The organism is Paenibacillus sp. FSL R7-277 (assembly GCF_000517965.1).
Taxonomy (GTDB): Bacteria; Bacillota; Bacilli; order Paenibacillales; family Paenibacillaceae; genus Paenibacillus_AQ; species Paenibacillus_AQ silagei.
This window is the reverse complement of the sequence record NZ_ASPX01000009.1, coordinates 277,230-296,369: the sequence shown is the minus strand read 5'-3', so window position 1 is coordinate 296,369 and position 19,140 is coordinate 277,230. Positions and strand designations below refer to the sequence as shown.

Annotated in this window: 14 protein-coding genes; 10 read left to right on the top strand and 4 right to left on the bottom strand. The window is 50.7% G+C overall.

Annotated elements, in window-relative coordinates; genetic code table 11:
- Positions 1–275 precede the first annotated feature (275 nt).
- Positions 276–1,922: an extracellular solute-binding protein gene (locus C173_RS05410; protein WP_081751024.1), complete on the bottom strand. Its 1,647-nt coding sequence runs from the start codon at positions 1,920–1,922 to the stop codon at positions 276–278.
- A gap of 18 nt (positions 1,923–1,940) precedes the next feature.
- Positions 1,941–4,301, bottom strand: a complete 2,361-nt coding sequence (locus C173_RS05405) for an AraC family transcriptional regulator (protein ID WP_036723050.1) — start codon at positions 4,299–4,301, stop codon at positions 1,941–1,943.
- Between the two features lie 208 nt (positions 4,302–4,509).
- On the opposite strand from C173_RS05405, the gene C173_RS05400 reads away from it, so the two are divergent.
- From C173_RS05400 to C173_RS05365, 8 genes are all read left to right on the top strand, one after another.
- The gene (locus tag C173_RS05400) at positions 4,510–7,089 is read left to right on the top strand and encodes an S-layer homology domain-containing protein (RefSeq protein WP_063830879.1); all 2,580 of its coding nucleotides are present in this window, start codon (positions 4,510–4,512) and stop codon (positions 7,087–7,089) included.
- A gap of 262 nt (positions 7,090–7,351) precedes the next feature.
- Positions 7,352–7,759 (top strand): BlaI/MecI/CopY family transcriptional regulator, encoded by a 408-nt coding sequence (locus C173_RS05395; protein WP_036723049.1) that lies wholly within the window; start codon positions 7,352–7,354, stop codon positions 7,757–7,759.
- Positions 7,756–9,849, top strand: a complete 2,094-nt coding sequence (locus C173_RS05390) for a M56 family metallopeptidase (protein ID WP_081751020.1) — start codon at positions 7,756–7,758, stop codon at positions 9,847–9,849. The genes C173_RS05395 and C173_RS05390 overlap by 4 nt, the downstream gene beginning before the upstream one ends.
- Positions 9,850–9,891: 42 nt before the next feature.
- Positions 9,892–11,097, top strand: coding sequence for a DUF4179 domain-containing protein (locus C173_RS05385; protein ID WP_036723046.1), 1,206 nt, complete (start codon positions 9,892–9,894; stop codon positions 11,095–11,097).
- A 159-nt stretch (positions 11,098–11,256) separates the two neighbouring features.
- A complete protein-coding gene (gene rlmH / locus C173_RS05380; RefSeq protein WP_036723045.1) occupies positions 11,257–11,736 on the top strand; it encodes a 23S rRNA (pseudouridine(1915)-N(3))-methyltransferase RlmH in 480 nt (159 codons plus the stop codon).
- Positions 11,737–12,080: 344 nt separating this feature from the next.
- A complete protein-coding gene (locus C173_RS05375; protein WP_036723044.1) occupies positions 12,081–13,010 on the top strand; it encodes a hypothetical protein in 930 nt (309 codons plus the stop codon).
- A 373-nt stretch (positions 13,011–13,383) separates the two neighbouring features.
- The gene (locus C173_RS05370; RefSeq protein WP_036723043.1) at positions 13,384–14,109 is read left to right on the top strand and encodes a restriction endonuclease; all 726 of its coding nucleotides are present in this window, start codon (positions 13,384–13,386) and stop codon (positions 14,107–14,109) included.
- A gap of 14 nt (positions 14,110–14,123) precedes the next feature.
- Positions 14,124–15,134 (top strand): effector binding domain-containing protein, encoded by a 1,011-nt coding sequence (locus C173_RS05365; protein ID WP_327196431.1) that lies wholly within the window; start codon positions 14,124–14,126, stop codon positions 15,132–15,134.
- 61 nt (positions 15,135–15,195) lie between these two features.
- On the opposite strand, the gene C173_RS05360 is transcribed toward C173_RS05365, so the two are convergent.
- Complete coding sequence (locus C173_RS05360) at positions 15,196–16,131, bottom strand: AraC family transcriptional regulator (RefSeq protein ID WP_036723041.1); 936 nt, start codon at positions 16,129–16,131, stop codon at positions 15,196–15,198.
- Positions 16,132–16,355: 224 nt separating this feature from the next.
- Between C173_RS05360 and C173_RS05355 the strand changes: the two genes are divergently transcribed.
- Positions 16,356–17,402, top strand: coding sequence for a serine hydrolase domain-containing protein (locus C173_RS05355; protein WP_235191786.1), 1,047 nt, complete (start codon positions 16,356–16,358; stop codon positions 17,400–17,402).
- Between the two features lie 158 nt (positions 17,403–17,560).
- Here the strand turns inward: C173_RS05355 and C173_RS05350 are convergent, their stop codons facing one another.
- The gene (locus C173_RS05350) at positions 17,561–18,094 is read right to left on the bottom strand and encodes a dihydrofolate reductase family protein (protein WP_036723039.1); all 534 of its coding nucleotides are present in this window, start codon (positions 18,092–18,094) and stop codon (positions 17,561–17,563) included.
- A gap of 64 nt (positions 18,095–18,158) precedes the next feature.
- On the opposite strand from C173_RS05350, the gene C173_RS05345 reads away from it, so the two are divergent.
- Entirely contained in the window at positions 18,159–19,073 is a 915-nt protein-coding gene (locus C173_RS05345; RefSeq protein WP_327196430.1) for a helix-turn-helix transcriptional regulator, read from the top strand.
- The last annotated feature ends 67 nt before the right edge of the window (positions 19,074–19,140 follow it).

Genomic DNA, 19,140 nt, shown 5'->3' with positions numbered 1-19,140 from the left:
CGCAATCCCGAGGATACCCTACTTTTTTGGTGCCTGACTAGGCTCCAAATCTTGGTACACAACTTACTTTACGCCATCTGACTCGCAGTCACATAGCCCGAATGTATATCAAAAACAGCATACATTGTGCTGACTCGCAGTCGCATAGCCCGAATGTATATCAAAAACAGCATACATTGTGCTGACTTGCAGTCGCATAGCCCGAATGTATATCAAAAACAGCATACATTGTGCTGGCGCGCAGGCAATCTCATTCACCTATAAGGGTGATTTTGTTATGGATCAAGCTTCTTATAGGACTCATTTGCTTCCGCAAGTACCTCCGCTCCGCCCGCCGCCAGGAACTCCTCCACGAACTCCCCGAATTCCTCAAGCGGACGCTCCCCGGTGATGAAGGCAATATACGCCTGGTCTCTTAGGTTAATTAGCCCAGCGCTGTTCCTGATCAGAGAGGGCGTAGCCACCTCCAAGGCATTATAGATGCCGTCGTGATCCAGCCCCAGGGTTGCCGCCCATTGTTCGCTCCGTCCGGCAGGAAGGATAGGCAGGGTCATGCCGATCCCCGCGCCGATCGTATTCTGGTAGCTGAACTTATGGTTATACGGCGGCAGCAGGATGATATCCTTCTTGTCCGTTCCGGCCCAGTCCCAGTGTGTCCCCTGAATACCATACTGCAGAGATGCCGCCTCATCGGGGTCAGGATTTGCGCTGACGTAGTCCAGCAGCTGAAGGATCTTCTCCAGCTTGCCCGGCTCCCGGGCGGCATCCGCGCCAATGGCGGTGAAGCTCATCAGCATATCGTAGGCCTTGGAGCCGCGTCTGCCGTCCGGACCGCTAACCGGCCGCCCGAAAGCGATCTTGGCCTGCGGATGCTTCGCGGTTAACTCCTTGACGTTAAACATTGCTTCTACCGGAACCAGCCTGGCTGCCTTCTGGTCATCCAGTCTCCAGTCTGTATAATCGCCTGCCTGTGTCCAGTGATAATAATTGCCCATGGAGGTCATGCCGATCCGTCCGTTAATGAAGGCGTGCGACAGATGCTTGTAGCCTCCGCTATTCTCCCCGGTGATGAACTCGGGATCAATGACCCCGTCCTTGTACCATTTGCGGAGATAACGCAGCGCTTCCTGCATATCCGGCTCCAGAGCGCCAATAACCAGTCCCTGATCCTTCCGGCTGAAGTAGAGCTGATCCGTGAAGACCATCTGCCCGAACGCGCCGAAGACAACATTCATGCCCTCCTGTGACAAGCCGTAGGTGTCCCGGATACCGTTGCCGTCGGGGTCTTCGTTCGTAGCCGCATAGATGAATTTCTCGAAATCGGCCAAGGTATCCGGCACCTTAAGGCCTAGCTTGTCCAGCCAATCCTGCCGGTAGACCACTGGGACCCGATAGATGTTGGTAGGATTAATGACCGGAATGCCATAATAGGACCCGTTAATGCGGCCATATTGCTGATAGGCGGGTGCATTCTCGCGGATGGCCTTAAGAATATTGGGAGCGTAGGTGTTCAGCAGTTCCTCAGGAATAGGGGCGAGCACGCCTTGCTGCTGGTACTTCAGCAGATCCTGGGTCTGCCGGACCCGGAACAGGTCGGGAATGCTGCCTTGCACCAGCCTCTGGTCGAGCAGGGATTCATATTTGTTATTCGGCAGATTCCAGAATTCCAGATCTACTTTGAACTTTTGCTCCAGCTCCCGCACCATTATGGCATCCTCCGCAACCGGCAGATTCTGATGCATGGTCCAGGAGATTTTGAGCTTCGGGGCAGAGGAAGCGGGAACAACAGAATCAGCAGAATCAGAAGCGGAAACGGATGGATCCAGCAGCTCTTGTCCAGGCGCAGACGAGAGGGAAGCTGGCTGCCCGCTGCAGCCGCAGATCAGCCCCAGGAGGGGCAAGAGCATTATTCTTTTATACATATACATAAGGCACCCTCCTTATCCCAGGCTAATCTCCGCCTGCGGCGGCAGTGTATTCACGGTTCGCAAATAATTGCCCGGCGTACAGCCATAGATCTCCTTGAAGCGCTTGATGAAGTAGGGAGTCGTTCCATAACCGACCGTACCGGCAATCTGTTCGATCGACATGTTGTTGTTCTCAATCAGCCGCCGGGCCTCTTCCATCCGTATGCCGGTGATATAGTCGGTGTAGGTGATCCCCAGCTCTTCCTTGAACAGCTTGCTTAGATACTTGGGACTGATGAAGACCTTGGCAGATACGGCATCCAGCGATAGATCCTCGGACAGATGCTCCCCGATATAGGCCTTGGCCGCTTCAATGGTCGAGAGTGCACGGTCACTGTTCCGCTTCTGCGTCTCCATAATGAAGGTGCCGATGGAGGCGGCGAACCACTCCTGCAAATGCCGGATATCCGGCAGGGCAATATATTCGTTATACAGATCCAGAGGCCCGTGGGCGGAAGGGGTGTAGCGGATGCTTTTCAGATAATCCGAGTACATAAATACGGTGTTCGCCAGCACGAAGTGGCAATAATCCGCCGGGTAGCTGCCTTCCCGCATGACGGCTATCAGCTGCTCCAGCGCGGCCAGAGTCTCATCCAGCTGACGCGTCTGCAGCTTATCCTTGAATCTCATCAGCACCGGCTGCGGGATTTCGTCAAGACTCTGCTCCTTCTTCAGCAGCTCCCGCTCCTTCAAGACCCTGCTCTCCGGCAGAAAATAAGCATATTTCATTAAGGTCTGCGCTTCAGCGTAGCTTGTGTGGAGAAGGCTGATGGCATCCACCCAGCTGCCCTGCGAGAGCTGAATATTCAGCTGGAAATGCTGCTCCGCCGCTGCTGTAATCCGGTCCGAGAGCTGTTCGAGCAGCGTCCCGGAGGCTTCGCGCGCGCTGATAATGACAACCGTCTGCTTGTCCGGCAGCTCCTCGGCCAGAATGCGGATTCCGTGAAGCCGGATCGTCTCAAGCGTCCCGGTCATCCCGCTCATGGCTGCCTGCAAGCCGCTTAGACTCATGCGGGCGTAGGCTCCACGGGTGTTGAGGAGCAGGCAGCAGTAATGACGGTGCTCCGGAGAGAGTCCCAGGAATTGCGGATCTACGGTTACGCTGCCTGGGGCAGGGCTGTCCTGAAGGAGATTCAGGATCATGTTCTGCCGGATATGCGGACTGCTGGCCTCAAGCGTCCCCTCCAGTGTGGTCACTTTGTTGTTCAGACGGTTGAAGGCGGAATCAATAATTCCGAATTCGTTAAGGGCTTGTCCCCGCACTCCTGGCACCTCAGGCCCCGGGCCGTAGAGGTCCTTAATAGTGCGAAGCAGCCGCTTAAGCGGACTGTAGTTCAATTTGGCCAGAATGCCGGACAGACAGATTCCTACCAATATAGCAAGCAGACACAAGGAAAGAATGACCCTCTGGACAACGAGCCATTTCTCATAGAACAGGTTCGCCGGAGCCGCACTGAAGAGCTTCCACCCGGTGGTCGGCAGGTCCTGATAGGAGATCACGTAGGTGCTGCCTCCGATCTCCTGGCTCATGTTCCCGGATGTCTCAGGAGAGGCTAGCGCATTCGAGATACTGGCCGCATAGGTATCGGCCTGAGCGGCAGCATCCGGACTCGAGCCGGCCAAGATTCCCCCGGTGGGCGTAGCAATGAAGCTACTCTGATAGCGGGCAGGCATCATATTCTGCAGAATGGCGCGCAGCGCGCTCTCCTTCAGATCAATGGCAATCAGCAGCTCACTGGCTGCCCCGGGGGACTGGAACGGATAGCTGTGCACATAGGTGATCAGCTGGCTGCCGCTGCCGCCGGGGATGCTGGAGACGATATCATCCGGCACGAACCGGGCCTCCGTCCAGAGGCTGTTACGGGAATTAAGGTTCATGCCGTTCACCCAATCCATCCAGTAGGCGGCACCCGCCTGCTGATCCGCACGGAATTTCAGCCCATACAGCGAGGACAGCAGGAGATGCTGCCTGGGAGCATATAGATGTACGGCTTGTATCAGGTCCGAATGATTGGATACCTGCATGTTCAGCGACTCCTGGAGACTGCTTACCTTGCTGAGATTCGCTGGAAGTGAAGCATCTGGCAGCATACGGAGCGCAGCCCGCTGGTTCAGTGAGACTTCCAGATAGATCTGCTGCACCCGCTGAAGCACGGAGGCTTCAAGGGTACGGGCGGTATTGTCAAGGATGAGCCGGTTGCGGCCCTGAAGCTCTTCCTTATAATGATTCGAGAAATACAGATAGAAGGCAGAGCAGAGTAAGAGGACAATGACTAACACAACAGAGATGTATGAAGCGGCAAGGGCGGCAAAGGCAGAGTTCCATTTTCGCAAGATGTATTCTCCTCCCAGGCGGATTATACACTAGCCCCTCACCAATCTGTTCGGGATTCATGTTAAATCCATGTAAAATGGCCGGAAAAAAGCTGAATTGTTCCCAAAATCATAGAATTGCGAAATTGTGTTATTGAGCGGCGGTGGAGGCAGGTGCTATATTGAGTCCGATTCAGGCAATCAAAATAACAAGATAGGGGCTGACACATTGAACTTGAAGTCGAAAAGAAAGCTGTTGTCTGTTACGGCAGGTCTGGTACTCCTCACGAATTCTATCGCGGTACATCCTGCAGAGGCGGCCACGGGTAATTCATTAACTGAGCTGCCAGCTGCTCCGGCTTGGGGACATTTCGTAGATACTTATAAGAATAACACACCTGTGAATATGGCGGTGTATTCCAACCCCTCGATCGGAGTTCTCTCCGGCTTCCTGGATCTCTGGACACCTGGCGCCACTTGGGATACCGGGACGAAGCTGAACAGCAGTGTGCTGGATTACAACATTCAATATGTGGCGGATCTGTCTAAGACCCGTACTCCGGCAGAGGAGGAGGCAGCGTATTACGATGACCGGCGGAACCAGACTTATGGAGCGGCTGACGGCCTTGGACCTTTGTCTGAGTTGTACCGTTCGATGTCAGGAACTTACACGACCATTAACAGCATCCCAGATGATGCGACTTCCGTGAAATACAATGATGGCAATGACAGTAACAAGGCGGGTGATTCCAATTCCCAGCTTGGTAAAATGGTAGACCTGGTCGGAAAAGTCCGCGGCGATTATGCTTCTACTAGCCAGGCCAAGAAATTCTACAGCTACATGCGTCCATTCCGCTGGAAGGATACCTCCGTTATCGTGCCGACGCTGGTGCCGGCGAGAAGCAGTACGCCTGCCACAGACGGCGGCTTCCCGAGCGGACATACCAACGCTTCTTATCTTGCCGCCCTGGCGCTGGCATATTCCGTACCGGAACGCTTCCAGGAGCTGATGACCCGGGCCTCGGAGATGGGCAACAACCGGGTTGTCGCCGGGATGCACTCGCCGCTGGATGTTATGGGCGGACGGGTGACGGCCATGGCCTTCGCAGCGGGAGCGCTGAATGACCCGGATAATGCGGCATTGAAGCAGGCGGCCTATACTCAGGCTCATGAAGTGCTGCTCACACAGACGGGTACCGCAGAAGACCGGTTCACGGATTATGCGAAGAATAAGGCCCAGTATACCCAGCGGCTGACCTACGGCTTCCCGCAGATTCACTCCACGACTGAGCCTGCTGTTGCTCCTAAGGGAGCAGAGGTCTTGCTGGAGACCCGCCTGCCTTACCTGAGTGCGGACCAGCGTAGAGCAGTTCTCGTAACAACTGCACTTCCATCCGGTTATCCACTGTTGGATGATCCCGAAGGCTGGGGACGATTGAACCTGTTCGCCGCTGCCGACGGGTACGGTGCATTTGCTGAGCATGTAACGGTAGCTATGGACGCTGCGAAAGGCGGCTTCCACGCCGCAGACCGCTGGCGCAATGATATCTCCGGGACGGGCGGACTGACCAAGGAGGGTACAGGCACGCTTAAGCTGGCGGGCAGCAACACGTATTCCGGTGGTACTGAAGTGAACGCGGGTGTTCTGGAAGGAGACTCGGCAACAGCCTTCGGCAAAGGGAATGTGACGAATACCGGCGGTTCTGTAGTTGAGAACGTCTACGGTAAAATGGTGATCGGCGGCAGCTTCACCCAGGCCTCCGAAGGTACGCTTGTACTGGGCCTTACTGGAGCAAACGATATCCTTGAGGTTAAGGGCGCGGTGAAGGCTGACGGGAAGCTGAAGGTGAACTTCGCGAACAGCTACGTTCCAGGCAGCGGCCTGATTCCGCTCATTACGCATGGCGTCAGCCAGCGCAGCGGGCAGTTTGCTTCCGTGCAGGTTGAAGGATTGCCAAGCAAATATAACGCCCAGGTCGTCTACCTGAGCGATCAGATTGCGCTTAGTATTACAGATACGACAAGCGGCGGAACTGGCGGCGGCAATCCGGGCGGAACGCCGGGTACTCCGGCTGCAAATACCGGAACGGTACCAGGGACCACCGGCACAACACCAGGGAACGGCAGCACTCCTACTGAGCCAGAGAAACAGCCACAGGGTGGAGTTGATCCGTTCCAATCCGGAGTGGTGAGCCGCGAGACAGTATACAAGACCGTGACTGAAGCTATTGCGGCTTCGAAGAATGAGAGCATCAGCTTCAAGGATAGCGCAGGCCACTGGGGCAGCAGCACCATCGCTACAGCCGTGAAGCTGCAGATCATCAGCGGCTATGCGGACGGCTCCTTCCGTCCGGACGCACCGGTGACCAGAGCTGAATTCGCAGCGATGATCGCCCGTTCCTTCGGGCTGGGTACCACTTCTGCTGCCTCTAAATTTGGGGATACTGCCTCCAATTGGGCGGCTGGCTATATCGGTGCATTGGCCGATAAAGGCATCGTAACCGGCTACGCAGACGGCAGCTTCAAGCCAGGGGCGACCATTACCCGAGCTGAGATGGTCACGATTATCGGCCGTGTGCTGAATCTCGGTGCGCTTCAGACTGGCACCCCGGCGAGCTTCACCGATGTCAGCAGCAGCTACTGGGCAGCTGACGCCATCCGCCAGGCCGCTTCGGCTAATCTGGTGAAGGGCATCTCTGCTTCAGCATTCGCGCCAAAGAGTCAGGCTACCCGCGCCGAAGCGGTGGCCGTGATTATCCGCGCGCTGGAGAGCGACAGCTCGGTTAAGGCTTTGATTGCGGGCTTGTAGGCAGCGGGGTTGTTAACTGCAAGTGAGTGAGAGGTAGGCTGTAAGTAAGAATTCTTATGGACAGAAAGCAGGAAGTACAAGCCGCTGGCTTGTGCTTTTTGCTATGGTTACGGCCACTTAGCCACTTTGGGTGCCGTTTCGCGTTCAATCGTCACAATGTGGGCATATTTGACAAATTCAATCTACAAGTGTAATGTATAGAACAGAGCTTGTATTTACACTTGTAGATTGTAAGACGCCGCGATGGAATGGAGCTGTTATGATGAGTATAACGCCGAAGATTTCGGAAGCTGAATGGGAAATTATGAAGATTATCTGGGAGCATCATCCGCTGACCTCGGAACAAATCACCCGGCTCCTGCCTGCATCTGTGGAATGGAGCGAGCAGACGGTGCGCACCTTCGTCACCCGGCTGCTTAAGAAGAACGCGATAGCGTATGAGAAATCCGGCCGGAGCTATCTCTATTATCCGCTGGTGTCAGAGAATGAGTGTGTCCGGGCCGAGAGCCGCTCCTTCCTGAAGCGCGTATTTGGCGGGGCTACCCAGTTAATGGTGACCAGCTTCCTGGAGGATGTCGAGCTGTCCAAGCAGGAGATTGAACAACTCGAACAGCTGCTGAGGGAGAAGAAGTCGCAGGGTACCAGCGGCAACTCAGGTAAGCAGGAATGAATATGGTCTACGGATGGTTTGCCGGTATCGCAGAACAGACACTGGCGGCAAGCATGGTGATTCTGGCTGTGTTGTTCATTCAATATGTTCTGCGGCGATTCATCAACGCCCGGGTGCGTTACCTCCTGTGGCTGCTTGTTATCGCCCGACTGTTATTGCCTGCTGTACCGGACAGCCCTGTCAGCATGTTGCATATTCTCGGCAATAGTAAGCATTTGTTAACAACTATCCTGGACAAGGGGCCGGACATCGGGGCTTCTCAGGGTGAGTATCAGGAGCTTCCGCCGGGAGGGGGAGATAAGGTTACATATCCGGCTAATAACACCGCTCTGAATGTACAGGGGCAGACAGACACAGCCCGGCAGGAGGATGGAGCGGCAGCCGTTAACCGCAGCTCTACGCAAGCCGCAGGCTATCCGCTCTGGATGAAGATAGGCACCGTGATCTGGTTACTGGGCGCTGCGTTTATGCTGTTGAATGGACTCCTGTATATCCGGCGGATGCACCGTGAACGCAGACGGCTTAGACGGGTGAGTGCTCCAGAGATTCTTAAGGTGGTTCTTGCTACCAGACGCCAGTTTGGAATCAGGAGAGCGATACCTATCTATACCGGAGGTTCTGCTAACAACCCATATCTATCAGGATTAATGCGTCCATGGATCTTTGTCCCGGAGCAAGCTCTGCGGGAGCTGGATGCTTCCCGGCTGAGGCATATCCTCGCGCATGAGCTTGCCCACTGCAAGCGGCAGGATATGCTATGGAACTTGCTAGGGAGCCTAGCCGCAACGATACATTGGTTCAATCCCCTGATGTGGCTGGCGATCCGGCGGATGAAGATCGATCGGGAGGTTGCGTGCGACGCCTATGTGCTGGAGGTGTTGGGAGAAGAGGAGGCCATCGATTACGGGCTTACTCTGGTAGAGTTCCTGAAGCGCTTCTCACGAGTCCGGGAGCGGAGGGGGCATCTTTATTTCTCTAACCCGCAGCAGCGGCAACAGATCAGAAGAAGAATCAGTATGATTCAATCCTTCAAAAAAGGCTCCTACCGCATCTCCGCAGCAGCTGTAATTCTGGTCGCCCTGCTTAGCATCGTGACGCTTACGGGTGCCTCTAGGGAGCCTGTTAAATCTGCTGCCACGGGTACTAAGGCCAATCCCGCTGGCACGCTTGCTGAAAGTGTCCCGGGAGAGGAACGTGCAGAACCGGCAACGGAGCAAGGGGAGACTCTGGTGCCGTTAACGAGCATAGATGAACAACAGACGGAGTATGCCATCAGGCATAATCTTCTGGTGCCGATGAATGTGGAGATTGAGCAAGATGGTTACCAGGTCACAGTGACAGGCTTCATGGCAGACAAGAATCAATTGATTCTCTTCTATACTGCGAAAGTGGACGGCGGTAGGTCACTATTCTCCAGTGATCCTCGTTTTGTAGAATGCATCATTACGGATGGTATTACCGGCAAGGTGATTAACGGCCGGACCCACGCGCTGGTCAGCAGCAGCAGCCCGGAGCCGCATATTAAAGATGCGGTTGCCAGACTTAAGTTCGCGACTCCTTTGACGGACCTGCCCTCAAAGATTAAGGTGGAGTTCCATTTGCGCACACTGGCAGCCAACGAGTCCAACATGCAGGAGTCTCCGGCACTCCAGACAACCTTTGATGTGAGGGCAAATTACTGGAAGCAAGAGACGCATACAATCACATCGCCAGAAACGCTTAATGTAGCGGGACACAAGATCAGAGTGAAATTACAATTGACACCCTTAACAACCATAGCCACTTTTTATTCAGATGAACCTTTGTTTAAGAATAAGGAATTTATTAAATCATTCCATGAGAAGTACGGTTCTCCATTCCTGTGGTGGAGCAAGACTGGAACGGGAGACTATAGGCAGCAGCCAGGCACTTCATCAATTACGTTTACAGACTATGAAATGAAGATGTTTACAGAAAGCTATTATTTGTTGGATACGCTGCAATCTCTGCGGCTGGATTTCATGAAGAGTCCGGCAAAACCTGCTGGAATAAAGGATCTTGAGCATACATACCAGATGACCTTTGATGTCCCCGGACAGGATCAGAGCTGATCTGGATGAAACAACCAACTTGTATTGAAGGAGAGTGCAACAATGTTTAGAATGAAGTGGAATGAACTGGGGATCTCACATACGGCGCAGATGCAGCCTAAACAGGAACAAAAGCAAGGGTCGGCACCAAATAAACGGCGGTCCTCCAGGAACCGGCTATCTACCGCCATCGTCGCAGTCATGACAACCGCAGCGCTGGTGCTTAGCCCTTTTGCCGTGACAGGTCAAGCTTTGGCCGCCTCGGCAACCGCGGCGAAACCGTCAGCAGCGCTTGCCCCCTTTGTAAATCCCGAGATTCAGGGTTATCGACAGGTTGAGTATGCCATCAAACACAATCTGGTGCAGCCGCTGAACACAGTCGTCAAAAAAGACGGTTACCAGTTGACGGTAAACGGTTTTATCGCAGACAAATATGAGCTGATCATCCTTTTTACAGCCCAAGCCGACAGTAAGAGAGCATTCGTGTTCATGCCGTCAAAGGGTCATAGTCTCCAATTGTCCGATGCGATTACAGGCAAGGTCATCAGTGGCAAGAAATTCAATGATGCTCTAGTCATAGGCGCAAGTCCGGCAAAGAAAGATCATATTCTATATGGAATTGCTAAAATCCCGTTAAGCAGTCCATTGACCACGCCGCCCAAAAAAGTAGCCGCGCAATTTCAGCTAGGCACCTTAACCGCCATTGAGCTGAATCAGTTAAAGGCGCTGGATGCTGAAATGCTCGCTGCCGCCGAAAAGGCCCATGCGGACGACCCGGACCAGACCTCATCGTTCAGCTACAGTCCTGAACTGCTGAAGAAGTATGATGCGCTCAAGTCCAACGTGAAGTATAGCCCTGTGCTGAAGGTGGCTTTTGATATCAATCCCAAGGTCTGGAAGCAGGAGACCCGGACACTGATGCCGGAGGAAACCATTGATGTGGCAGGGCATAAGATTAAAGTAAAGCTGGAATTGACACCGTTCACGACAGTAACCACACTATCCTCAGACGAAGCTTTGTTTAAAAACAGAGAGTTTATGGAGACCTTCTATATGGAATACAATCCATCGCTATTGGTCAAGAACGGAACCGGTGATTATAAATCGCAAGAGGGAGCTTCTGTCTATACCTATGCAGACCATGAGATGAAAATCGTGTCAGAGAGCTATTTCTTCTTGAATAAACCGCAGTCGCTTCGCCTGGATTTCACCAATATGAAAGACCGTAAGATTACACAGCAGCTGATTGTTGATATGTCTAAGCAGTAAATTACAGGCTATCTGAAGTATCTTAGGGCCATCCGTGAAGGGTGGCTCTTCTTTTGTCGGGTACAGGGTGTGCGGGGAATGTCTTCTAAGCAGGGCATGTTATGGGCAGGGATGTGATAAAATACAGGGATATGACAAGATCAGACCGATGGAGGAATTATGTTAATTCAACTGATAAGCGTAGGCAAATTGAAGGAAAAGTATCTGACGCTCGGCATCGCGGAATATGCCAAGCGGTTAACGCCCTACCTCAAGTTCCAGATGATTGAGGTAGCGGATGAGAAGGCCCCTGATAACCTCAGCGACGCAGAGGTTATTCAGGTGAAGCAGCGCGAGGGCGAGCGCATCCTCGCGCAGATTAAGAGCGAGGCGCATGTCATTGCGCTCGCGATCGACGGCAAGCTCTGGAGCTCCGAGGAGCTTGCCGCCGAGATCGACCGGCTCGGTACCTACGGGACGAGCCATGTCGTCTTCGTCATCGGAGGCAGCCATGGGCTCTCCGATGAGGTGATGCGCCGCGCCCAGCAGCGCATGAGCTTCGGCCGCATGACGCTGCCCCACCAGCTCATGCGGCTGGTGCTGGTGGAGCAGGTTTACCGGGCGGTGAAGATTAATCGGGGGGAGCCGTATCACAAGTGACGGCGAAAAATCGAGGTGTTGGCGAGGGTTATAGAAACTGTTGGATTGGTGGGGAGGAATACTATTGAAGTATGTTTATCCCTCTATAGATGGGCACTAGGGGATTTTTTGTGCGACCACATACAACAATGTTTTCCAATTTTGTGGTACAATTATAGTGCGTATAGAGTCGAAGAGAACTTACGGATATGGACTAAAATTAAACACTTTCGACGAGTGGCTACTCGTTACGACAAGTTAGCCAAGTCATTCCTTGCGTTTATTTATGTAGCGTCCATCTTCAAACTAACTCAATAATGAGTTTTCAGACACGTTCTAGATAAATTGTTTGAATAGGTGATGTAATGAAGGTACGTGCTTATACAAAAAGAGAGAATAGAAGTCGTGCAGATTTAGTAACGGCATGGGAGATATATCACTTCAAGAAAAGCAACCCAAAAGAATATAAAGGTAGAACATATTACAGTACTCATTACAACCAAGAAAATATTAGAGAAATGATTCACGTTAATGGACGAGGTAATAAAGTGAATCCGTTTTTTCAATACAAGAATGCTGATCCCGAAGACCCCGATGGGGGAGAGGGAATTACACATCAATACGTAAAAGAAATAATCGCAGAAATAAAAGTATTAAATTTTGTGATAAATAATAAACCAATAATAATTCATGTGAGAGAGTCAAACTTAGAATTTAGATTTAATACTGATAATGGAATATTTCAGGTAGATATATTTGTTGAATTTGAAAAATCTCACCCAACTAACTATTTAGATAAGTGGATGGGTGTACTTGCAATCGAAATTTATGATAGTCACAAGACAGGAAGAGAGAAAAGCTCAGCATTGGAGAAACATGGAATTCCAGTTGTTGAAGTTAAAATCCCTGACTATCTTGATTTATCAAAAATATATGAAAACGAGAGACTTCTGGAGAAAAAGTTAGGTGAGATTAGAAGGATGTACGAGAACAAAATATATGGACAATTGTTATCAGATCCTGAGTCTGAATACTACAAGCTCAAGAAACAAAATAATATACTTTTAAATGAGATTTCAAATACTAAGCAAAAATTATCAATGTATAGTGAAGAGAACAGTTTACTACAAAGTAAATGCAGTAAATTAAGTGAAAGAATTATAAGTACTCAAGAAGAAAGAAATAACTTACGCACTCAATTAGAATATGCACAAAGGAAAATAAAAGAGCTCGAACAAAAGAAGCAAGAGAATTGGTGGAAAAAAATTTTTAAGCCTGCCAAGAAGTTTATGTAAAATGCTTTTTAGTAATTCTGGTTTTCACATGATTCAGGCTAGAGTTGGATGAGAGATCACCCTTTCAAGTATATTTGTTCAAATTGCTGGGGAACTAAAAAGATGTAAGTAAGATGCACAGTCTCACACAAGCTCCACCAAGCCAATGACAAAGGAGAACGTCCATCACAGGCGCTCTCCTTTTCGTTACGCATGATCTTTCACGGCTTCCCTGACCTGCTGCGCACAGGCTTCACAAGGCTGATGTCATTAAAAACAAACGCACAAGCCACTTGCTTGTGCGTTTTGCTGTAGCTTAAGTATAGTTCTTATTTTATGATTAATGTTGAAATTTGGTTTTCTAATAATTTTATTAATTTACTGAGGAGCAGCCATGACATCATTTATCGGATTTATAGTAGTTATTATCGTATTATCCATCTTAACTGGGATGATGCAGGGGACTAAGAAGAGAGGACGCAGTACTGGCAAGCGGAAACCCGCTGTTAAGAAAAGCAATAATAAAAGTGCGAAAATAACCTTTAACCGTTCTTCAACAACGTGCAGACCTGACGATGTGCTTTTAAGAACACCTTTGGACAGAATCAACGGTGCTGAGTTTGAGCGGTTGTTGTCTCTGTACTTCAGGGATCAAGGCTATAGTGTTAAAGAAGTAGGCGTAGGAGGCAAGGACGGTGGTGTAGACCTGGTCATTGTCGATAAACGCGGCGAGAAAACTGCGGTTCAAGCCAAATGTTATGCTGAACACAATAAAGTCCAGGTAATGACTGTCCGCGAGCTGGTAGGTGCTAAAAGAAATCATGACTGCATCCTGTCTTTGCTGGTCACTACGTCCGATCTTACAGCCGATGCGAAGCGGGAGGCGGAGCAATTCAAGGTTGATTACTGGCATGGTGGTCTTGTCGAGAACAAGCTGCGGTCTTGGGGGAAATGGCAACCTGTTAAAACTAAAGCCAAACCGAAAAGGGCCGTTAATTCTACAGTCAAAGATGTAACCTGCGCATGCGGCGCTCCAATGGTTCAGCGTAAAAACAAGGAAGGCGCAGCATTCTGGGGCTGCAGTAATTATCCGAGCTGCCGTAAGACCAAGGCTATCTAGGCGTAACAAAATAAATATCTTTAATAAAGAAATTTGTCGCTGTAACTAGCATTAGCGAGGTTACCAAAAACTATCCGGTTTCCACAAGAATGCTTCGATACTATGAGCAGATCGGGCTGCTTAAAAGTGTGAAGAAGGAGGGATATGCTTACCGCACGTATGAGGAGAGTTCATTGGTAAGATTAGAACAGATTTTAGTTCTAAGAAAGCTGAGAATTCCGTTGAAGGAAATTCAAAGGATTCTGCAGAGTGATGAGTCCAGGATCGCACTTGCTGTGTTCCAAGAAAAGATCTATGAACTATCCAGCGAAATGACGGCATTGTCTGTCATTCACAATGTACTGCAAAACTTGGTAGATCAACTCAAGCTCCATGCCGAAGTGAAGCTGAACCCGGGAGTCTGGATGGATAAAACTCTGCTACAGATCGTTGAAGCCCTTCCGTTATCCAAAAGTAATCTCAAGGAGGACCTATCCATGAACGATTTGATCAAGGCAGATCAACATTTATCCACGCTTAAGGATGTACGGATTGTTTACCTTCCGCCTTCACCAGTGGCTTCGATCCAAGTAATTGGAAAATCACCGGAGTATGAAACGGGGATGGAGTTGCAAAAGTTTATGATGGACACGAAGCTGGCCCAACTCAAGCCTGATCTGCGGCATTATGGATTTAATCATCCGAATGGAGTCCAACCGGATGGATCGGACCATGGGTACGAGAGATGGGTAACGATACCTGATGATCTAGAGGTACGTGAACCGTTCGTGAAGAAGCATTTTACCGGTGGCTTATACGCAGCTCACATGATTCCCATGGGCAACTTCGAGGAATGGGGATGGTTGACCGAGTGGGTCGAGCACCATGAGGAGTATGAACCGAACTGGGGAGATCCCGATTGTATGTATGGTTCAAAGGAAGAGCATTTGAATTACATCAACCAGTATCATTTAAGCAATGAGGAAATCGACAAGGTGGTACAATTGGATTTACTACTTCCGATAAAGTCAAAGTTGAACCGGTAAATGATACAAGGCCATCCCGTACAGGATGGCCTTAAAACTTTTGAAGAGAGAGGGCGTTCAGCTACCAGAAGCTTGCTTCATTTAGTTTGATCGGGATGCCGAATTCCATTTCGCACTGTCCATCCGGATGGTGAAGGGAGTTCGGGAAGTGAATCTCCAGGGCCGGACGTGAAACGTCCCATATATACGGGCTTAGGGGAAGCCACTCGATGGAGACCAGGTGCAGCAAATCTTTCGCTATATCCTGTCTGTCTGTTAAAATCCGCACCATGGCGTACTTGCCTCCAGGAATCGTCCGGATGCCCAGATCGCCAGTCGGCGTCATCTGTTGCTCCGTTGTAATGCAGGCATCATACCTGTGTCTGCCATCCGGCGTGATGAAAGGGTCGTCGAGGATGAGTCCGACCGTCAAACATCCTTTTTTCAGTGCTTCTCTCGCGTCCAACCACGAGGCTAACCGCTCAAAGAGCCCTTTAATCTCCGAATTGATTTCTCCTTCATTGATGGTTCCCCTATACCGGGCGTAGATAGCATTCATTGGAGTAAGGTTCCGAATCTCAATCGGGAGATCCGCCAGCTTGCGGGACAGTTCGGTGGACTTTTCAAAGGTTAATCGGGCCCTGAACCGTTCCGCAATCGTCTGGAGAGGAAACCTGTCCCGGCATTCGGAAGCGCTCAGCCCGGTATGCTCACGGAACACTCTGCAAAAGTGGGCCGGGGTTTGCAGACCACAATCCAAGGCGATATCAGTTATGCTCCGGTTTGGGTGGAACAACAGTAGCTTGATTGCCTTCTCGATGCGGATCCGCCGGGTAAACCCGTGCACGTTCTCGCCCATCACCACTTTGAACACCCGATGGAAGTGAAAGGGGGAGAAGGCGGCCACGTCCGACACTTCTTTAAGGGTTAAAGGCTCCGTAAGATGCTCCTCCATGTAGTTGACGACATGGTTGACCCGGTATCGGTATTCCAATTCCAACGCTTTAGCTACCACCATCCGTTTCACCGTCCCCCCTTATTTTCATTATTGATTCAATCCTATCTCTAGTATAGCAAGAATTGTTAATCGGGTAGCAAGAAATTGGAAGATGCTACGCGCCCATTACACTACCATAAGGGAAGCAAGAATAATAACCTTAAAGGGTGTGTTAATGTATGACCGAATTATTCCGTTATGCCAAGCTGGCCATGTTGGCAGGGGCAGCTAGCCTGATCCTTACCATGTCCGCTTGCTCTTCCGAAAAGTCCTTAGCCCCTGTGATGTCCCCCGGCAACTCCAAGGTGATCAACTTGCCCAACGGGGAGTGGCCGATCGGCACTCCAGAGCAGGTTGAGATGGATCCCAAGGAAGTCGAAGCAGTGATGAAATATGCCAAGGAATCGCCGGTTCTCTCCATGCTAGTTGTTAAGGACGGCACAATTGTCTCCGAGTATTACAAGGATGGCATGTCGGATTCCAAGCTGGCTATAAACTCGATCACCAAGAGCGTGACATCGCTCTTGATCGGGATAGCTATCGACAAAGGTTATCTGAAAGGAATAAATGAGCCGATAGAGTCATTTTTCCCCGAATATAAGGAGTTGTTCGATTCACCCGATAAGAGATCCATTACATTAGAGCACTTGCTCAGCATGACAAGTGGCTTGCATTTCCCGGAATGGACTGATTGGAATTATATGATCCAGCCTATGACGGAGACCAAGGACTGGAACCAATTTGTACTCAGCCAACCGATGGATTCTAGGCCAGGTGAAATATGGAACTACAATACAGGCGGTTCCCAATTAATGGCGGCGATTCTCAGGAAAACGACTGGGCAATCCGAACTCGATTTTGCCAAGGAGCATCTGTTGGGTCCTCTCGGAATTGATAGCGTGAAGTGGCCCCGTTCACCGGACGATTCGAATTCAGGGGGCTTCGGCCTGAAGATGAAGCCAAGGGATCTGGCCAAGATTGGCCAATTGGTGCTTAACCGTGGCGTATGGGATGGCAAGCGCATCGTCTCGGAAGCATGGATCCGGGAATCGACCTCTCGGCATTCGGAGGGGAATGTGTCTTTCGGCGAATATGGCCACCATTGGTGGATGAATCAGTACCGCGGGCACAAGGCAGTTTTCGGTATGGGTTATGCCGGCCAATATCTGACCCTCGTACCCGACCTGAATCTAGTGATCGTCGTGAACTCGGCTGCTACCGGGAATCCCCAGGATACCCTCCTTCCTATCCAGTTTATCGAGAGCTTGGTTAAAGCGGTGAAGAACAAATAGAGGACATAGTCCTAGCCTGCCGCTGTTTTATTGAACTCCAACCAACGTTGAAATTCGAATTTATACGACAATTAAAGGGCACCCACACGAATGCTCTTTAATTTCGCTGTTAGAGTGTTACGGTGAACCGTATCATAACTACCCCTCGATCATGGAGATTATGACCGAAGTGTTTGATAATGAAGCATCACGATCTGACCCATTCGCTCGGAATGGGTTAAAGTTAGATTCTCTGGCGCTGTTCCGGCAGGGAATAAGGGGATGCCTTCTCCCAGAAGGGTGGGAATAAGCGCAATTTGGAGCTCATCCAGCAATTGCAGCTTCAGGACGCTCTGGACAAGCAATCCACCGCCTACCATCCAGACCTTGCCTTCTGAGGTTTGCTGTAACCGGGGGATAAGCCGGTCAATGGATTCGCCTGTAAAAACAACATGTGGCGCAGGGGGGTGCCCGGAACGCGTAAGGACAAAAGCCGGTTTATCTGCATAGGGGAATTCATCGGCTAGCTTCAGCACCTCTTCATAAGTATTTCGCCCCATCACTACGCTTCCCACAGTTCCATAGAATTCACTATACCCGTTATCCCCTCCATTTCCTTCGATCTCATACAGCCAATCGACAGAGCCATCGGGTCTTGCAATGTAACCATCCAGACTCATAGCGATGTACAGCACAACTTTATGTTTTGACATTGTTAATCGCTCCCTTCTAGATTTAATGATACACTAGAACTATGACAAAATATGACGTAGTTAGGTGAAGCCATTGATTAATCGAAGACTGGAAATTATGCGGACATTGGATTCAAGGACCAAATTTACGGCCCGCCAGCTGGCGGAACGATTCGGAGTATCGCTAAGGACGATCCAACGTGATCTGGATTATCTGCAGCAGATGGGGCTTCCTCTGTATTCGGAGGTAGGCATACACGGGGGGTACCGGGTGCTGCCGAACCGGATTTTGCCGCCCCTTCAATTAACACAGCACGAGGCGTTGGGATTGTTCCTGATGATTGAATATTTGGAGCATATTCCGGACTTTCCCTATGGAATCATCCGGGCTCAACTGGCAGATCAGTATTATTCCGGATTGCCGGATGATGTGCGGGATCTGATTAGGCGTTCGAAGCAGCATCTTGCCGTTCTTCAGCACTCTTCGATACGCCCAGCGCCGTTAACGACCCAGGTGTTAGGTGCAGCCGTGGAGAAGAGAGAGATTACATTTGCTTATCATTCCCGCAGCGGCAAGAAGAATGTGCAGGTCTATCCGCTCGGGATTTATTATGAACAAGGGTATTGGTATATGCCCGCCAGCAAGCAGGGTGAGATTCGCCTGTATCGGGTTGATCGGATGGAGCAGCTGGAGGAAGGGCCTCACCGAATAGAGGATTCACTTCCGACGCTCGCAGCATGGATGAAGGCCGGGGAGACCAGGGATAGCACCGAAGTCATATTACATTTTACGGATATGGGCGTAAGGATGGCGGAGTCGGACCGGTTATTCGCTTCAGTTCTGGACAGGGAATGGCGCGGCTATATTCCTGTGGAAGAGTTCCCGTTCACGGCGCAGAAGCTGCTTGCATACGGACCGGAAGTAAAGGTGGTCTCTCCAAGGGAATTGCAGGAATCCGTCAGAGGGTTGCTGGAGAAGACTATAAGTCAGTATTCATAAAATACTCAATATCCATTTTCCAGGGGTGTTGACAGTGATGCTGATGCGATCATTCCTGTCGAGATCA

Coding starts and splice junctions, on each gene's coding strand:
- C173_RS05360 (WP_036723041.1), bottom strand. CDS start 16,131: ATGGTGGTAGCTAAAGCGTTGGAATTGGAATACCGATACCGGGTCAAC.
- C173_RS05350 (WP_036723039.1), bottom strand. CDS start 18,094: ATGTCAAAACATAAAGTTGTGCTGTACATCGCTATGAGTCTGGATGGT.
- C173_RS05355 (WP_235191786.1), top strand. CDS start 16,356: ATGTCCGCTTGCTCTTCCGAAAAGTCCTTAGCCCCTGTGATGTCCCCC.
- C173_RS05390 (WP_081751020.1), top strand. CDS start 7,756: ATGAATATGGTCTACGGATGGTTTGCCGGTATCGCAGAACAGACACTG.
- rlmH (WP_036723045.1), top strand. CDS start 11,257: ATGTTAATTCAACTGATAAGCGTAGGCAAATTGAAGGAAAAGTATCTG.
- C173_RS05375 (WP_036723044.1), top strand. CDS start 12,081: ATGAAGGTACGTGCTTATACAAAAAGAGAGAATAGAAGTCGTGCAGAT.
- C173_RS05385 (WP_036723046.1), top strand. CDS start 9,892: ATGTTTAGAATGAAGTGGAATGAACTGGGGATCTCACATACGGCGCAG.
- C173_RS05410 (WP_081751024.1), bottom strand. CDS start 1,922: ATGTATAAAAGAATAATGCTCTTGCCCCTCCTGGGGCTGATCTGCGGC.
- C173_RS05395 (WP_036723049.1), top strand. CDS start 7,352: ATGAGTATAACGCCGAAGATTTCGGAAGCTGAATGGGAAATTATGAAG.
- C173_RS05370 (WP_036723043.1), top strand. CDS start 13,384: ATGACATCATTTATCGGATTTATAGTAGTTATTATCGTATTATCCATC.